This is a genomic window from Pseudomonas taeanensis MS-3 (assembly GCF_000498575.2).
GTDB classification, from domain to species: Bacteria; Pseudomonadota; Gammaproteobacteria; order Pseudomonadales; family Pseudomonadaceae; genus Aquipseudomonas; species Aquipseudomonas taeanensis.
Genome location: NZ_AWSQ01000001.1, coordinates 1,439,727 through 1,455,586 on the forward strand (window position 1 = coordinate 1,439,727; position 15,860 = coordinate 1,455,586).

Below are 15,860 nucleotides of genomic sequence, written 5' to 3' on the forward strand. Positions count from 1 at the left end.
GTGAGCGGCTGGGGCGGATGAGGGACGCATCAGGCCCCCAGCAGGCTTTGTCCGCAGACTCGCAGCACTTGTCCGCTCAGCGCCCCGGAGCCGGGTTGGGCGAACCAGGCCACGGCTTCGGCGACGTCCTGGGGCAGGCCGCCCTGGCCCATGGAATTCATCCGCCTGCCGGCCTCGCGCAGGGTGAAGGGGATGGCGGCGGTCATCTGGGTTTCGATGAAGCCGGGCGCCACCGCGTTGATGCTGATGCCGCGCTTGCCCAGTGCCGGTGCCAAGGCCTGAGCCAGGCCGATCACCCCGGCCTTGCTGGTGGCGTAATTGCTCTGGCCGAGGTTGCCGGCGATGCCGCTGATCGAGGCGATCAACACCACGCGGCCGTTGTCCTGCAGGGTGCCGGCATCCAGCAGCGCCTGAGTCAGCAGTTGCGGGGCCTTGAGGTTGACGTCGATCACCGAGTTCCAGAAGCCCTCGCTCATCTTCGCCAGGGTCTTGTCGCGGGTGATGCCGGCGTTATGCACGACGATGTCCACGCCATCGGCCAAGGCCGCGACCAGTTGTGCGGGCGCATCCTCGGCGCAGATGTCCAGCGCCACGCTGCGCCCACCCAGGCGTGCGGACAGCGCATCGAGGGCATCCTTGACCGCCGGCACGTCCAGCAGCACGACCTCGGCGCCGTCGCGTGCCAGGGTCTCGGCAATCGCCGCGCCGATGCCGCGCGAGGCGCCGGTGACCAGGGCCTTCTTGCCGGCCAGTGGGCGGGTCCAGTCCGTGACCTGTTCGCCGCAGCGCTCGAGGCGTACGACCTGGCCGGACACGTAGGCACTCTTGGGCGAGAGGAAGAAACGCAGTGCACCTTCCAGTTGATCCTCGGCGCCCTTGCCGACATAGATCAGCTGGACGCCGCCGCGGCGGATCTCCTTGCCCAGCGAGCGGCTGAAGCCTTCCAGCGAGCGCTGCACGCTGGCCGCTATCGGGTCTTTCAACGACTCCGGGGCGCGTCCCAGCAGTACTACGCGCGGGCAATTGGCCAGGCCCTTGAAGGTCGGCTGGAAGAAGTCACGCAGCTCGATCAGTTGCTCGAAACGAGTCAGGCCGCTGGCATCGAACACCAACGCCTTTAGCTTGGGCCCGTGCTCGGCGGTCCAGCGCGGCAGCGCGTGCTGGCCTTCGTGGGCGGCGTACAGCGCATCGGTGAGTTTATGGGCGAAGGGTACTACGGCCTGGCCCAAAGCGCCCTCGCCACCGAGCAGCAGGGCGCCGTCGACCGGTCGCGTGCGCCCACCGCGCCAGCGCTCCAGGGGCAGGGGCGCGGGCAGACCGAGGGTTTTGACCAGGCGCTGGCCGGCCGAGGAGTTGGCGAAGGCGAGATAACGATCGGACATGGAACGGGCTCCAGGTTGCTGACTCCAAGAGTGGACCACAAGACTCGCCTGCAGGTTGCAGGTTGCAGGTTGCAGGTTGCAGGCTCGGCTGGCTGGCGAGCCGGCCCTGTGGGTTATAGGCGCTAGTGGCCGCTACGGCCAGTGGCGTCGCTCAAGTTCGGGTGGCCAAGTTCGGGCGGCCTAAGGTCCGAAGAATTGAGTTTCGATGATCCAGGTTCCGAGCCAGGGCGTCGCCATTGTTCATTGAGCTAGCCTTGGGGCTAGCCCATTCATTTCGCAAGGAGTCCAGCATGACCCAGCTGCGTCGGGTCGCCATCGTCGGCGGCAACCGTATTCCCTTCGCCCGCTCTAATGCGGCCTATGCCACGGCCAGCAATCAGGAGATGTTGACCAGTGCCCTGGAAGGCCTGATCGAACGCTTCAACCTGCATGGCGAACGCATGGGCGAGGTGGTCGCCGGTGCGGTCATCAAGCACTCGCGGGACTTCAACCTGACCCGCGAATGCGTGCTCGGTTCGCGTCTGGCGGCGCAAACCCCGGCCTATGACCTGCAGCAGGCGTGCGGTACCGGCCTGGAAGCGGCCTTGCTGGTGGCCAACAAGATCGCCCTCGGGCAGATCGAGTGCGGCATCGCCGGCGGGGTGGACACCACCTCCGACGCGCCGATCGGGGTCAGCGAAGGGTTGCGGCAGGTTCTCCTGGAGGCCAATCGCGGCAAGACCACCGGCGACAAGCTGAAGACCCTGCTCAAGTTGCGCCCGCGCCACCTGGTACCGTCGCTGCCGCGCAACAGCGAACCGCGCACCGGGTTGTCGATGGGCGAGCACTGCGAGCTGATGGCGCAAACCTGGGCCATCCCGCGTGACGAGCAGGACCTGCTGGCCGTCGCCAGCCACCAGAAGCTGGCTGCGGCCTATGCCGAAGGCTGGCACAGCGACCTGATCTCCCCCTTCAACGGCCTGACCCGCGACCAGAACCTGCGCCCGGACATCGATCTCGACAAACTGGCCAGCCTCAAGCCGGTGTTCGAGCGTGGTCCGCGCGGCACCCTGACCGCGGCCAACTCCACCCCGCTGACCGATGGCGCCTCGCTGGTGCTGCTGGCCAGCGAAGACTGGGCCAAGGCCCGTGGCCTGCCGATTCTCGCTTACCTCAGGGATGGCGAAGCGGCGGCGGTGGATTTCGTCGACGGCGCCGAGGGCCTGCTGATGGCGCCGGTCTATGCCATGCCGCGCCTGCTGGCGCGCAACAACCTGAGCCTGCAGGACTTCGACTACTACGAGATCCACGAAGCCTTTGCCGCGCAGGTGCTCTGCACCCTCAAGGCCTGGGAGGATGCCGAGTACTGCAAGACCCGTCTGGGCCTGAGCCAACCGCTGGGCGCCATCGATCGGAGCAAGATGAACGTCAAGGGCAGCTCGCTGGCCGCCGGTCACCCTTTCGCCGCCACCGGTGGGCGCATCGTCGCCAACCTGGCCAAGCTGCTTGCGGTGGCGGGAGAGGGGCGCGGGCTGATCTCGATCTGCGCGGCTGGCGGTCAGGGGGTGACCGCCATTCTGGAAAAATAACGCCTTGCTTGGCTTACAGGCGGGGCGACACCCCGTGCAGTCGCGCCTGCTGGCCCGTTTGGCCGCGAGCCGCAGGATTCGTCGCGGGTCTACTGCTGCTGCCAGGCGTACCAGCGCTTGGCGATGGCCTCGCCGTGCTTGCCCCAGTATTTGAAGTCCAGGGTCACCTGGCCGTCGGTGTGAGCGCTGGGCAGGTTGTCTGCCAGGACCGCGGGCACCAACGCCGCGCTCTCGAGATTGACCGGCGCGTAGCCGGTGAGGATGGCCAGGTCGGCCTGGGCCTTGGGGCTGCTGGCAAAGCCGAGGAACCGCTTGGCCGCATCGGCGTTCTTGGCCCCGCGCGGGATCACCAGAAAATCACCGGTCACCAGATTCTGCCGCCAACTGATGCCCACCGGCGCGCCACTCTGCTGCAGGGCGTTGACCCGGCCGTTCCAGAACATCCCCAGGCTGATTTCGCCTGAGCTCAGCAGGCGCTGGGACTCGTCACCGCTGTCCCACCAGACGATATCGGCTTTGATGCTGTCGAGTTTGCCGAAGGCGCGGTCGAGGTCCAGCGGGTACAACTGCTCTGGAGCAACCCCGTCGGCGAGCAACGCCATCTCCAGCACCCCGGGGCTTGGCCACTTGTAGAGTGAGCGCTTGCCGGGGTAGTTCTGGGTGTCGAACAAGGCGCTCCAGCCGGCCGTGGGCTGCTGCACACTGTCGCTGTTGTAACCCAGCACGAAGGAGAAGTAGAAGGAGCCGACGGCGTAAAGGGTGACGAAGCGCGGGTCGATGCTGCGCTGGGCGATCTGCTTGAAGTCCATCGGTTCGAGCAGGCCTTCACGCCCGGCGCGCAAGGCGAAGTCCGGTTCGACGTCGACCACATCCCAGGTGACGTTGCCGCTCTCGACCATGGCCTTGAAGGCGGCATAGTCGGTTGGACCGGCCTGTTTGACGGTGATCCCAGTGGCTTGGCTGAACGGGTCCGTCCAGGCCCGCTGCTGGGCCGCCTGGGTGGAGCCGCCCCAGCTGACGAACGTCAGGCTTTCTTGGGCATTTGCAGCGTGCGTGCCCAGGCACAAACAGCCCAGCAGGGCGACAACCGACCGTGCGAAAAACATAACCAACCCCTTGCTTGTTCTTGTATGAGCGTCCAGTGGTTCAGCGCGACTCGTTATCGGTATTCGGTATACCTGATTAGTCGTGCGCCGGTATACCAAGATGTCTGTGCTCGTGCATAGGCTCACCGTTCATTTTTGCTGTCGAGTTATAAGTATTTCGCGGGTGCCGTAGCTGGCGTAGGGGCTGAACGCAAAAAGCCAGATCATCACTGAGCTGGCGTCTCTTAATGCATGCGTAGCTGGACATTGAACGGTGTGATTTACGCAGACCCGGCCCAGCCCCTCTTCTTGCAAAAGAAGGGCTGGGCGAATGGTGAGGGTGGAGTCCCTGACCCTGCTTAGGAGGACAACTCCTGTTCGAGTTTCACCACTGAGCTGCGCTTCATCGCGAAGTAATAGGTCAGGCCAGGAACCAGCAGGCCGATGATCCAAGCCAGGTCGATGCCATCCAGGGCATTGGCGATGGGGCCGACATAGAGGGTCGTATTCATAAACGGCACTTCCAGCAGGATGGCCAATATAAAGCTGCCGCAGGCGACCAGGTTTACCCGTCCATAGCGACCGTTCAGGTCGAAAATGTCTGGCACGCAGTAGTTGCCTTTCCTCACCAGGTAGTAGTCCACCAGGTTGATGGCAGTCCAGGGAATGAGGAAGTAGCTCATGAAGAAGATGAAGTTGAGGAAGTAGTCGATGAAGTTATCTTGGCTGATGGTGCACAGAGCTGTGGCGATGACGCTGATGAGGAACATGAACACGCCCCGCACGGTGGGCGTCACGCGCAAGCGCGAGAAGGGTTCGATCACCGTGACAGTCGACATGAAGGCGCCGTAGAGATTGAACACATTGATCGCCACCTGGCCGTAGACGATGAAGATGAACAACAGCACCGCAGCAGGCCCGAATAGCTGCGCCAGATGGCTACCGACATTGTCGGAGAAACCGCCGATGGCCACGCTGAGGACTGCGCCGAGGATCATCATCCAGGCCCCACCTGCCACGGTACCGGCGTAGCTGTACCAGAACACCTGAGACGTTGGCGTCGAAGTCGGCAGGTAGCGCGAGTAGTCCGCTACATAAGGTGCATAGGAGAGCTGCCAGGTGACGGCGATGCTCACTGCCACGAGGAATTTCGCTAGCGAGAAACCGGCCGGTGACCATTGCTCGGCGGGGATCGGCAGGCCGAGGGCGAGCGCCGAGGCGATCAGAAATACCAGGATGGAAAGGAACGACAGCACCTTTTGCAGGCGGTGAATCAGCCGGTAGCCGTAGAGCGCAACGACGAAGCACAACGCACCGATCAGGTAGATGTTGCCATTACCGTCCAGCGGGCTGACCGATTCGATGGCCTGGGCGGCCAGCAAGGTATTACTGACGAAGAAGCCCAGGTAGATGAGCATCACGAACAGCAATGGCAGCACTGCGCCGATCACGCCGAACTGGGCACGGCTCTGGATCATCTGCGGAATTCCCAGCTTGGGCCCTTGTGCAGAGTGGGAGGCCATGAAGATGGCGCCGATCAGGGAGCCGAGGATGATCGCTACGGCGCTCCAAAACAGGTTCAGACCGATGGCCACGGGCAACACGCCGGAGGCTATGGTGGTGATATTCATGTTGGCGCCGAACCAGATGTAGAACAACGAGCCGGGCTTGCCATAGCGCTCGTTTTCGGGAATGAAATCGATGCTGCGTTTTTCGACATTCATGATGGTCACTCCTGTGGCTCAAGGCTGGCTTCGAGGCGGGCGATGGCCTGCGCAAGCATGTCGGTTTGATGGGCGAAGAGGTCTGGAACGGTTGGCTTGCAGGAGCAGAACGCTTCCCCACGCAAGGCGCGCAGGTATTGCTGGCAACTGAACAGTTCGATGGCGTAGACCCAGTTGGCCATGATCAGCAGTGAGGAGTAGTGCGCCGCACTCGTGGTGGAGGTGCAGGCATCGACGATCAGGTCGACCCGATAACCGAGGGCAAAGGCATCGAGCACCGTGGAAAGTACGCAGACGTCGGTGAGCACACCGGAGACCATTAGTCGGTCAACCCCGAGCTGCTTTAGCTGTGCATCTAGTTCGGTGGCGTGAAAGGCGCTGTAGCGGGGTTTGTCGATCAGGCGGTCGCCAGCTTGAGGCGCCAGGCGCGGGAGGATTTCAACCTGACGGGTGCCGGCGCAATAGCTGGCCGGGCGTCCGCTGCTGTTCAGCGGCTCGCCGGGCGGTAAGTTGGAGGCGTCGGCGTTGTTGACGTGCCGTGTGTAGATCAGCGGAATGCCGGCGGCGCGCGCAGCAGCGATCAGCGCGGCGCTGTTGTCGATCACGGTCTCGACGTTGTGCAGGGGAAAGCCATCCTCCTGCTGCATGTCGATGATCAGGTAAGCGATATTAGTTCGCATGAGCAACTCTTGTTGTTGTGCAGAAAAGCTGGTGGCGTGCGGCAGGACGTCGTAGAGGCACGGACGCCATGGCCGGGAGCTCGAGTGATCGAGTCGGCTACCAGGTGAGTTCAGCGGGGGGAGTTGCTCAGTTGGCTAATTGCCAGAAGCCATTTTGCTTGGCCGAGACAGAGGCGCGCAGGCGCTTGAGATGAACATGCCCAGGGGTCCATTTGCCGCGCAGGTAAGCCATGGCGGCTCCGGGCAGTGGTTGGGCGTTGCAGGTGATCAGGCCTTTGTTCATGGGGCTGTCAACCAAATTTATGGAATGCGCGGCCGAATCGCCCGATCCGGCCGCGTAACGCGATGACTCAGCGGAAAGCCGGCACCACGTGCTTGATGAACAGCTCCAGGGACTTCTTCTTCTCGGCGTGAGACAGGCCGTTGTCGGCCCAGAAGCTGAATTCGTCGACGCCCAGTTCCTGGTAATGCTTGATCCGCGCGATGATTTCTTCGGGGGTGCCGATCATGGTGTTCTTGTGGATGTTCTCCAGTTCGAACTCCGGGCGCTCCTTGAACTTCTCTTCCGGGCTTGGTGCCAGCAGGCCGTTGACCGGGGTCTGCTTGTTGCCGAACCAGGCGTCGAAGGTGCGGTAGAAGCGCGAGATCGCCTTGGCGCCAACCTTCCAGCCCTCGGGATCGTCGTTGCTGTGGACGTGGGTATGGCGCAGCACCATCAGTTGCGGGCGCGGCACCTCGGGGTTGTTGGCCAGGGCGGTTTCGAACTTGTTCATCAGGTCGACCACTTCTTCGTCGCCCTTCATCAGCGGGGTGACCATCACGTTGCAGCCGTTTTTCACCGCGAAGTTGTGCGAGTCGGGGTCACGCGCGGCGATCCACACGGGCGGGCCGGGCTGCTGGATCGGCTTGGGCGAGGAGGTGGCGGTGGGGAACTTCCAGATCTCGCCATCATGGGCGTAGTCGCCCTTCCATAGAGCCTGTACCACCGGGACCATCTCACGCAGGTGCTGGCCACCGGAGGAGGCCGGCATGCCGCCCGCCATGCGGTCGAATTCGTACTGGTAGGCGCCGCGGGCCAGGCCCACTTCCATGCGCCCGTTGCTGATCACATCGAGCAGGGCGCATTCGCCGGCCACCCGGATGGGGTGCCAGAACGGCGCGATGATGGTGCCGGCGCCGAGGCGGATGGTCGTGGTCTTGCCGGCCAGGTACGACAGCAGCGGCATGGGGCTCGGCGAGATGGTGTATTCCATCGCGTGGTGTTCGCCGATCCATACGGTGCTGAAGCCACCGGCCTCGGCCATCAGGGTCAACTCGGTGAGGTTCTCGAACAGTTGACGATGGCTGATCTGCTGGTCGTAGCGCTCCATGTGCACGAATAAAGAAAATTTCATGACGCTTACCTCGAACCTGGGTGTATTCGGCCTCAGCGCTGGGCTGGCCACGTGGGTAAAGAGCGCTGTGCGCTGTATCGATGTGAATCGGCGGTGACGCCAGAGCAACCAATGATAAGGCTCCGCACATCGCGTATTATTGGTATACCATAATACGGAATATCTGCAAAATATTTCTGCCCGTCGGACAGCCCTCACAATAAGGATAGAGGATGAACATCAAGCAAAAACTCACCCTGGCATTCGCGGTAATCGCCTGCGTACCAGTCGTTCTGGTCGCCGTGCTGATCATCCTCAATTTGCGCAGCGAGGCGCGCACGGACTTCCTCGACAGCAGTGGCCGGGAAATCCGCCAGGTCGACAATGCCATGCAGCTGTTCTTCCAGGGCATCAGCCAGAACGTCGAGTTCCTCGCCGGCCACCCGCAGTTGCAGGCCATCGACGGCGATCTGAAAAGCTATGTCGCGGCGGACGCCGCCGGCACGCCGATGGGCGAGCAGGACCAGCAAGTGTTCGACCTGTTCGCCGGCCTGGCCTCCAGCCACCCGGCCTATGCCTACCTGTCGCTGGGCACCCTTGAGGGTGGTTATGTGTTCTGGCCGGGCGATCCCAAGCTGAACAGCTACGACCCGCGCAGTCGCCCCTGGTATCAGCGCGCCATGGCCCAGCCGGGCAAGACCCAGCGTACCGAGGCCTATTACTGGGCAGATGACGACGTGGTGCTGGTCAGCACAGTGCGCAGCTTCGCCAATCGCTTGGGCAGCCTCGGCGGGGTGGTGAATATCGACGTGTCGCTGAAGCAGCTCACCGACATCGTCAAGCAGATCAAGCTGGGTGACAGCGGCTACCTGATGCTGATGGAACACAACGGCACGGTGCTGGTGGACCCGAGCGATCCCGCGCACAACTTCAAGAAATTGGCTGAGCTGGGCACTGCTTATGCGCAGCTCGGCAGTGCCGACAAAGGCCTGGTGGAGATCGAGCTGAACGGCGAGCGCTATATGGCCAACATCTGGCCTTCCGAGCAGTTGGGCTGGCGTTTCGTCGGCCTGATTCGCGAGAGTGAGGTGATGAGTGCCGCGACCCGCCTGACCTGGGTGATCGCCGTCATCGCACTGCTGCTGGCGCTGCTGTTCGCCTGCGTCGGTGCCTGGTTCGCCGGGCTGATCGTCCGGCCGATCCGTGCGGTGGCCGGCGGTCTGGAGAACATCGCCCAGGGCGAGGGTGACCTGACCAGCAGCCTGGCGGTGCGCGGCAGCGACGAAACCGCGCAACTGGCCGGTTGGTTCAATCAGTTCCTCGGTGCCATCCGCGAGCTGATCCAACGTATCGGCCAGGCAGCGGTGCAGATCCACCGAGCCTCTGGCAGCTCCAGCGCGGTCGCCCAGGAAATGGCCGAGGCCGCCGGGCGCCAGCGTGAAGCGGTGGACATGGTCTCCACCGCCTTCCATGAAATGGTCATGACCTCCAATGAGGTGGCGCGCTCCTGCAGCCAGGCCGCCGAGTCCGCCGATAGCGGCCAGCGCCAGGCGCATGACGGCCAGCGGCAGATCGATGCGGCGGTCACCAGCGTCAACCAGCTCAGCCATGAGATCGAGCACTCGGCCAACGCCATGCAGCAGCTGGAGCAGGACAGCAGCGAGATTCAGTCGATTCTCGGCACCATCCGCTCGATTGCCGAGCAGACCAACCTGCTGGCGCTCAACGCCGCCATCGAGGCGGCGCGGGCCGGCGAGCAGGGTCGAGGCTTCGCCGTGGTCGCCGATGAGGTGCGCGCCCTGGCCAAGCGCACCGCCGACACCACCGGCGAGATCGATGGCCTGCTCGGCAAGCTGGCCCAGCGTACCCAGCAGATGGGCAAGCAGATGCACGGCAGCCTGGACGTGTCGCAGCAGACCGTCAGTTCGATCAATGCGGCAAGTGCCAGCTTCGAGTTGATCCGCGAGTCGGTGGATGTGATTCGCGACATGAACACCCAGATCGCCACCGCCGCCGAAGAACAGCATCAGGTCGCCGAGGACATCAACCGGCACATCAGCCAGATTCACGGCGATGCGCAACTGGTGGCCAAACTGGCCAGCTCCACCAGCGATGACGCGCAGAAACTAACCGGCCTATCCGATGAGCTGAACAGCCTGGTCCAGCGCTTCAAGACCTGATCGAAAGCCGCCTGCGCCCCGGCCAATGCGCCGAGGCGCAGGGCGTCGCGAGCACAGCAGACTTTAAACAGGCGTAACGCCGCTTAAGGTGGGTGTAACTCGTGTGCTAACGGCCACAGTCAGGCGCGCGCCGCCGGCAACTGGAGCGCGGCGAAACAGATCAAGGCATTCAGATAGGCGAGAGGGAGAGCGCTGGTATTACGAGTAATTACGAGGGATTGCAACGCCAGCAGCCGCGTAAAACTGCTGGCGAGTGCTGCGGTCGTTAAGCGAAGGCTTGCAGGGCGCCCATCTTGCCGCGGCAATAGATCATCGGCATCACGTCCTGCTCCGGCACGATCAGGTTCTTCACCGCGCCGACCAGGATGGCGTGGTCGCCGCCTTCATATTCACGCCACAGCTCACACTCGATGATCGCCGTGGCGTTGCGCAGCACCGGGTTGCCCAGCTCGCTGAGGCTCCACTCGATACCCTGCGCCTTGTCGCTGCCCTTGCGGGCGAAGGCATAGGCCTCGCTCTGCTGCTCGGCAGACAACAAATGAATAGCGAACTTCTTGCTCTTGATCAGCGCCGGGTAGGAGTCCGAGCTGTAGTTGGGGCAGAACAGCACCAGAGGCGGGTCCATCGACAGCGAGCTGAACGCGCTGGCAGTCATGCCGACGATGTCACCGTTATCGTCCAGGGTGGTGATCACGGTCACGCCAGAGGGGAAAGAGCCCATGACTTGTTTATAGGCATTTGCATCGATCATCAGGAACACCTCAGCAGAGCGTGGCTGCACCCGGCAGCACTGTGGAACGAAAGAAGACCGGCCGACGGGGATGACGGCGAGGTTGTGTCTGATGGTATACCGTAATATTGGCTATGCAAGTGGTTTTTCAGTGGGGCGAATGGTTGCCGACAGGCGTAGCAGGATCAGGGGACTTGGCTGAGTGGGCTGGCGGGCTGCTGCCGAGTAGCGGCCAGCGGTTACGGTGCGGTGCCCGTGTAGATGGACTTGGCAGGCGTGAATGCCCTAGTCTCGAAATTTTGCTGGCGAAGCGCCCGGTCTAGAGAGGGAGAGGCGATAGGACAAGGAATGTTATCCAGCGCACCCGCAAAAGCGTTATCAGGCACCAATTGGTGTCTATTTATAGTTATGCAGCATAGAAATATTCATCGCGATTTAACGCGGGGTATCTGAATGAGTCTTTTTGATCGCCTGTTTAAGAAGGCAAGCCCTTCGTTCAGGAAAGAGAATGGCGAAACCAAAACTAGTGGAGAGTTGATCGCCGAGGTTACCAACGGCGCTAACCTGGTTGATGGGAAGCAAACTTGGGAGCACGCTGAAACTCACAAGGATGACGTTGAGTACATGAAGCGCTGCTGTGACGCAGAGCTTAAGACTATGGCGGCGGCGGGTACTGTTGCAGTGCCATTCTATTTTGAGCGTGTTGCCATTCTCTCAAGAAAGCAGAAGAACTTCCGTCAGGAAGTTGAGTACTGTGAGCGGTACATTCAGGCCGTGAAAGAGTTCTATCGTATGTGGGGTCACGACGGGCACGCCGACGTCCGAAAAGGGCCTCGCTACAAGGCAATAGCTGAGCGGCTGCCAAAAGCGAAAGAGTTGCTTGCCGCGAATCAGTAAATCACGGCGATCGTGAAATTGGCACGCAGCCCGTAGGGTGGGTTAGCCGTAGGCGTAACCCATCAATTCTGATGAATGCTCAGCTTCTGCACGACACTGTTGCCGGCCGTGTCCGTCGCAGCCTGATGCTGGGTTACGCCGCTGCGCGGCTAACCCAGCGAAGGCGGTTCGGCTCAGCGGTTAACCAGTCCAATACAAACAAAACCCCTTGTCTTCGCACGGAAGAGCAAGGGGTTTTGTTTGTATTGCGTCGGGGCTTAGTGCGCGCCGGCGGTCTTGCTCAGGTCGCTTTCGCTCCATTCGCTGTACACACAGGCGTCGGCGGCAGCCCAGCGTACGCGCACCTCGGCGCCGGCTTGCAGCGGCAGCAGGTTGCCGGACAGGGCCTTGACCGTCAGCGACGTGCCGCCGGCGGTGACCACGTTGTAGGTCAGGCTTTCGCCGAGGAATACCACCTCGTTCACAGTGGCGCCGATCTCGTTCCAGCCGGCCGCCAGGGGCTCCTGCATCGCCTGTTGGCTGGTCAGGGCCTGGGCTTTTTCCGGGCGCACCATTAGCAGCAGGTCTTGCGCGGCCTGCAGGCCGGCGGTCGGGCGCATGGCCAGGGACTGGCTCTCGAACTGTGCGGCGGCATCGCCCTGGGCCTTGACCCTGAGGAAGTTGGAGTTGCCGAGGAAGGCGGCGACGAAGGCGTTCGGCGGGTTCTGGTAGAGGTCGTAACCGCTGCCCAGGCCGACGATCTTGCCGTGACTGAAGATGGCGATGCGCTGGGACAGGCGCATGGCTTCTTCCTGGTCGTGGGTCACGTAGACGATGGTGATGCCGAGGCGCCGGTGCAGGTGGCGCAGTTCGTCCTGCAGTTCTTCACGCAGCTTCTTGTCCAGAGCGCCGAGCGGTTCGTCCATCAGCAGGATGCGTGGCTCGTAGACCAGCGCGCGGGCAATCGCCACGCGCTGCTGCTGGCCGCCGGAGAGCTGGGCGGGGCGGCGATGGGCGAAGTCATCCAGTTGCACCAGCTTGAGCATGGCGTCGACCTGGCGCTCGCGTTCGGCGGTTTGCAGCTTGCGCAGGGTCAGGGGGAAGGCGATGTTGTCGCGCACCGAGAGGTGCGGGAACAGCGAGTAGCGCTGAAACACCATGCCGATGTCGCGCTTGTGTGGCGGCACCTTGATCAGCGACTTGCCCTCGACCTGGATTTCCCCGGAAGTGGGTGTTTCGAAGCCGGCGAGCATCGACAGGGTGGTGCTCTTGCCGGAGCCGCTGGAGCCGAGGAAGGTGAGGAATTCGCCCTCCTTGATGTCCAGCGAGATGTTATCGACGGCGGCGAAGTCGCCGTAGTACTTGTTCAGGTTGCGCAGGCTGACCAGGGGTTGATCGGCTTGGGCGGACTCTTTGATCACGGCACTCATGTCGTTCTCCTCGGCGCTCAGGCGCTGACTTCATTGCGCCGGCGCAGGGCGGCGGCGATCACCATTATTAGGACGGACAGACCGATCAGCAGCGTCGAGGCGACGGCGATCACCGGGGTCAGGTCCTGGCGTAGGGTGGTCCACATTTTCACCGGCAGGGTCTGCAGGGTCGGGCTGGCCATCATCACGCTGAGTACCACCTCGTCCCACGACACCAGGAAGGCGAACAGGGCGCCGGCCACCATGCCCGGGCGGATCGCCGGAAAGGTCACCTTGTACACCGCCTGCATGCGCGAGGCCCCGCAGATCACCGCGGCATCCTCGATCGACTGATCGAACAGCTTCAGCGAGTTGATGATCGAGATGATGGTGAACGGCAGCGCGACTATCACGTGGCTGACCACGAAGGAGAACAGCGTGCCGGTGTAGCCCAGCTTGAGAAACAGCGCATAGACCGCCACCGCGATGATCACCAGGGGCACGATCATCGGCAGGGTGAACAGGGCGTAAAGCAGCTCGCGCCCCGGAAAGCGCCCGCGCACCAGAGCGAAGGCGGTCGGTAGGCCGAGGGCCACGGCGCACAGGGTGGTCAGCACGGCGACCTTGAGGCTGGTCAGTACCGAGGCCATCCACTCCGGGTTGGCGAAGAACTGCTCGTACCATTTCAGGGTCCAGCCCGGCGGCGGGAACACCAGCCACTGGGAGGAGCCGAATGACAGCAGCACGATGAACACAATCGGCAGCAGCAGGAACAGGGCGATCAAGCCGGTGGTCAGGTAGAGACCGATGCGCAGGCGCGGCCCCATGGCATTGGGTGTCAGCAACATGCTCGGTTACCTCGCATTGCTGGCGCCGACCGGGGATTCCGGCTGGAGCTTCAGGTAGAAGTAGAGCAGCACCAGGGTGATGCCGATCAGCAGCGCGGCGGCGGCGCTGGCGATGCCCCAGTTGAGGAAGGACTGCACCTGCTGAATGATGAATTCGGGCAGCATCATGTTCTGCGCGCCGCCGAGCAGCGCCGGGGTCACGTAGTAACCGAGCGACATGACGAAGACCATCAGTCCGCCGGAGAACAGGCCGGGGCGGCACAGCGGCAGGAACACCCGGAAGAAATTGCGCCACGGGCTGGCACCGCAGATGGCGCCGGCCTGCAACACCATCGGGTCGATGGCCTGCATGGTCGCCTGCAGCGGCAGGACGATGAACGGGATCATGATGTAGCTCATGCCGATCACCACGCCGGTGAGGTTGTGCACCATCTCCAGCGGCTGATCGATGATGCCCATCGCCATCAGGGTCTTGTTGATCACCCCGGAGGCCTGCAGCAGCACCAGCCAGGAGTAGGTGCGCGCCAGCAGGCTGGTCCACATCGACAGCAGCACGATGTTCAGCAGCCAACGGCCCCAGCCGCGCGGCACCAGGGTGATCGCCCAGGCCAGGGGAAAGCCCAGCAGCAGGCTGATCACCGTGACCAGACCGGCCACCGAGAAGGTGTTGAGCAGCACGCGGGTGTAGGCCGAGTTGGCGAACAGTTGTTCGTAGTTGCCCAGTCCCAGGCTGGGTTCCAGTACACCGCGCATGAGCAAACCGATCAACGGCGCGAGGAAGAACAGACCGAGGAACAGCAGCGCCGGCAGCAGGTTGGAAAACCCCCGCCAGCGCTGTGCAGTCGAGCTGCTCGCCATGCCGGCGGCGCGCGGGGCGGCGCCGGCAACGTGGGTCGATTGACTGGACTGGGCGGTAGTCATGTTATTTGACCAGCCACTCGTTCCACTGGGCGGAGATGGCTTCGCCATTCTTGGCCCAGTAGGCGTAGTCGAGGTTGACCTGATCCTTGACGTGGGCGGTCGGCAGGCTTGGCGCCAGATCGCTATTCAGTTGCTCGACACTGCCGACGTTGACCGGTGCATAGGCGGTGAGGTTGGCGAAGTCGGCCTGGCCCTTGGCACTGCTGGCGTTGGCCAGGAACTTCATGGCGGCGTCCTTGTTCTTCGCGCCCTTGGGGATGACCAGAAAGTCGGCCATGACCAGGTTCTGCTTCCAGCTCACGCCAACCGGCGCGCCATCCTGTTGCAGGGCATAGACGCGGCCGTTCCAGAACTGGCCGAGGCTGACTTCGCCGGAGGCCAGCAGCTGCTGCGACTGCGCGCCGCCGCCCCACCAGACGATGTCCTGTTTGATGGTGTCGAGCTTCTTGAAGGCGCGTTCGAGATCCAGCGGATAGAGCTTGTCGGCCGCTACGCCGTCGGCGAGCAGCGCCAGTTCCAGCACGCCCGGACTGGCCCACTTGTACAGCGCGCGCTTGCCGGGGTAGGTGGCGGTGTCGAACAGCGAGGTCCAGTCCTGCGGCGCATTGCCACCGACCTTGCCCTGGTTGTAGCCGAGCACGAAGGAGAAGTAGAAGGAGCCGACGCCGTGGTCGGAAACGAAGCGCGGATCGATGCTGTCCCGCTGGATCACGCCGAAGTCCAGTGGTTCGAGCAGGCCTTCGCTGGCGGCGCGCAGGGCGAAGTCGGCTTCAACGTCGACCACATCCCACTGCACGTTGCCGCTTTCGACCATGGCCTTGAGCTTGCCGTAGTCGGTCGGACCGTCCTGCACCACGCGGATGCCGCTGGCCTCGGTGAAGGGTTCGGCCCAGGCCTGCTTCTGCGCATCCTGGGTACTGCCACCCCAGCTGACGAAGTTCAGGCTGTCGGCGGCGACAGCGGTGCTGGCGCTGGCCACCAGGGCCAGGGCGGCGAGAGTGGCGGTGACGGGGTTTCTCTGCAACATGCTGTAATCCTCGATTTTGTAGTTTTTTTCGAGCCGCTATGCATGAACGTAAAGCTG

14 protein-coding genes and 1 pseudogene are annotated in these 15,860 nt (G+C 62.9%); 4 read left to right on the forward strand and 11 right to left on the reverse strand.

Annotated elements, in window-relative coordinates:
- Positions 1 to 29: 29 nt before the first annotated feature.
- Entirely contained in the window at positions 30 to 1,382 is a 1,353-nt protein-coding gene (locus TMS3_RS06220) for a 3-oxoacyl-ACP reductase (protein ID WP_025164396.1), read from the reverse strand.
- A gap of 290 nt (positions 1,383 to 1,672) precedes the next feature.
- Here TMS3_RS06220 and TMS3_RS06225 point away from each other — a divergent pair, with 290 nt between their 5' ends.
- On the forward strand, positions 1,673 to 2,950 hold the full coding sequence (locus TMS3_RS06225; RefSeq protein ID WP_025164397.1) for an acetyl-CoA C-acetyltransferase: 1,278 nt from the start codon (positions 1,673 to 1,675) through the stop codon (positions 2,948 to 2,950).
- An 89-nt stretch (positions 2,951 to 3,039) separates the two neighbouring features.
- On the opposite strand, the gene TMS3_RS06230 is transcribed toward TMS3_RS06225, so the two are convergent.
- The 5 genes from TMS3_RS06230 to TMS3_RS06245 all read right to left on the reverse strand — a co-directional run bounded on the left by TMS3_RS06230 (position 3,040) and on the right by TMS3_RS06245 (position 7,833).
- Positions 3,040 to 4,056 carry an ABC transporter substrate-binding protein gene (locus TMS3_RS06230; RefSeq protein WP_029866149.1) on the reverse strand — a complete coding sequence of 339 codons (1,017 nt, stop codon included), beginning with the start codon at positions 4,054 to 4,056 and terminating at the stop codon, positions 3,040 to 3,042.
- A gap of 338 nt (positions 4,057 to 4,394) precedes the next feature.
- Positions 4,395 to 5,759, reverse strand: a complete 1,365-nt coding sequence (locus TMS3_RS06235) for a purine-cytosine permease family protein (RefSeq protein ID WP_025164399.1) — start codon at positions 5,757 to 5,759, stop codon at positions 4,395 to 4,397.
- A 5-nt stretch (positions 5,760 to 5,764) separates the two neighbouring features.
- Positions 5,765 to 6,439, reverse strand: coding sequence for an isochorismatase family cysteine hydrolase (locus tag TMS3_RS06240; protein ID WP_025164400.1), 675 nt, complete (start codon positions 6,437 to 6,439; stop codon positions 5,765 to 5,767).
- A gap of 127 nt (positions 6,440 to 6,566) precedes the next feature.
- A complete protein-coding gene (locus TMS3_RS25435; RefSeq protein WP_200929600.1) occupies positions 6,567 to 6,722 on the reverse strand; it encodes a hypothetical protein in 156 nt (51 codons plus the stop codon).
- Positions 6,723 to 6,789: 67 nt separating this feature from the next.
- Positions 6,790 to 7,833: an LLM class flavin-dependent oxidoreductase gene (locus TMS3_RS06245; protein WP_025164401.1), complete on the reverse strand. Its 1,044-nt coding sequence runs from the start codon at positions 7,831 to 7,833 to the stop codon at positions 6,790 to 6,792.
- Between the two features lie 212 nt (positions 7,834 to 8,045).
- Here TMS3_RS06245 and TMS3_RS25915 point away from each other — a divergent pair.
- Both TMS3_RS25915 and TMS3_RS25920 read left to right on the forward strand, forming a co-directional pair.
- Positions 8,046 to 9,137: pseudogene (locus tag TMS3_RS25915) on the forward strand (HAMP domain-containing protein); the annotation flags it as partial.
- Between the two features lie 126 nt (positions 9,138 to 9,263).
- A complete protein-coding gene (locus TMS3_RS25920; protein WP_407691606.1) occupies positions 9,264 to 9,992 on the forward strand; it encodes a methyl-accepting chemotaxis protein in 729 nt (242 codons plus the stop codon).
- Positions 9,993 to 10,257: 265 nt separating this feature from the next.
- On the opposite strand, the gene TMS3_RS06255 is transcribed toward TMS3_RS25920, so the two are convergent.
- A complete protein-coding gene (locus TMS3_RS06255) occupies positions 10,258 to 10,743 on the reverse strand; it encodes a flavin reductase family protein (protein WP_025164403.1) in 486 nt (161 codons plus the stop codon).
- 432 nt (positions 10,744 to 11,175) lie between these two features.
- On the opposite strand from TMS3_RS06255, the gene TMS3_RS06260 reads away from it, so the two are divergent.
- Positions 11,176 to 11,619 (forward strand): hypothetical protein, encoded by a 444-nt coding sequence (locus tag TMS3_RS06260; protein WP_025164404.1) that lies wholly within the window; start codon positions 11,176 to 11,178, stop codon positions 11,617 to 11,619.
- Between the two features lie 257 nt (positions 11,620 to 11,876).
- Here TMS3_RS06260 and TMS3_RS06265 read toward each other — a convergent pair whose 3' ends face one another.
- The 4 genes from TMS3_RS06265 to TMS3_RS06280 form a co-directional block, all read right to left on the reverse strand.
- On the reverse strand, positions 11,877 to 13,028 hold the full coding sequence (locus TMS3_RS06265; protein ID WP_025164405.1) for an ABC transporter ATP-binding protein: 1,152 nt from the start codon (positions 13,026 to 13,028) through the stop codon (positions 11,877 to 11,879).
- A 17-nt stretch (positions 13,029 to 13,045) separates the two neighbouring features.
- Positions 13,046 to 13,855 carry an ABC transporter permease gene (locus tag TMS3_RS06270; RefSeq protein WP_025164406.1) on the reverse strand — a complete coding sequence of 270 codons (810 nt, stop codon included), beginning with the start codon at positions 13,853 to 13,855 and terminating at the stop codon, positions 13,046 to 13,048.
- A gap of 6 nt (positions 13,856 to 13,861) precedes the next feature.
- Positions 13,862 to 14,713, reverse strand: a complete 852-nt coding sequence (locus TMS3_RS06275) for an ABC transporter permease (RefSeq protein ID WP_025164407.1) — start codon at positions 14,711 to 14,713, stop codon at positions 13,862 to 13,864.
- A gap of 64 nt (positions 14,714 to 14,777) precedes the next feature.
- Positions 14,778 to 15,803: an ABC transporter substrate-binding protein gene (locus tag TMS3_RS06280; RefSeq protein WP_025164408.1), complete on the reverse strand. Its 1,026-nt coding sequence runs from the start codon at positions 15,801 to 15,803 to the stop codon at positions 14,778 to 14,780.
- Between the last annotated feature and the right edge of the window lie 57 nt (positions 15,804 to 15,860).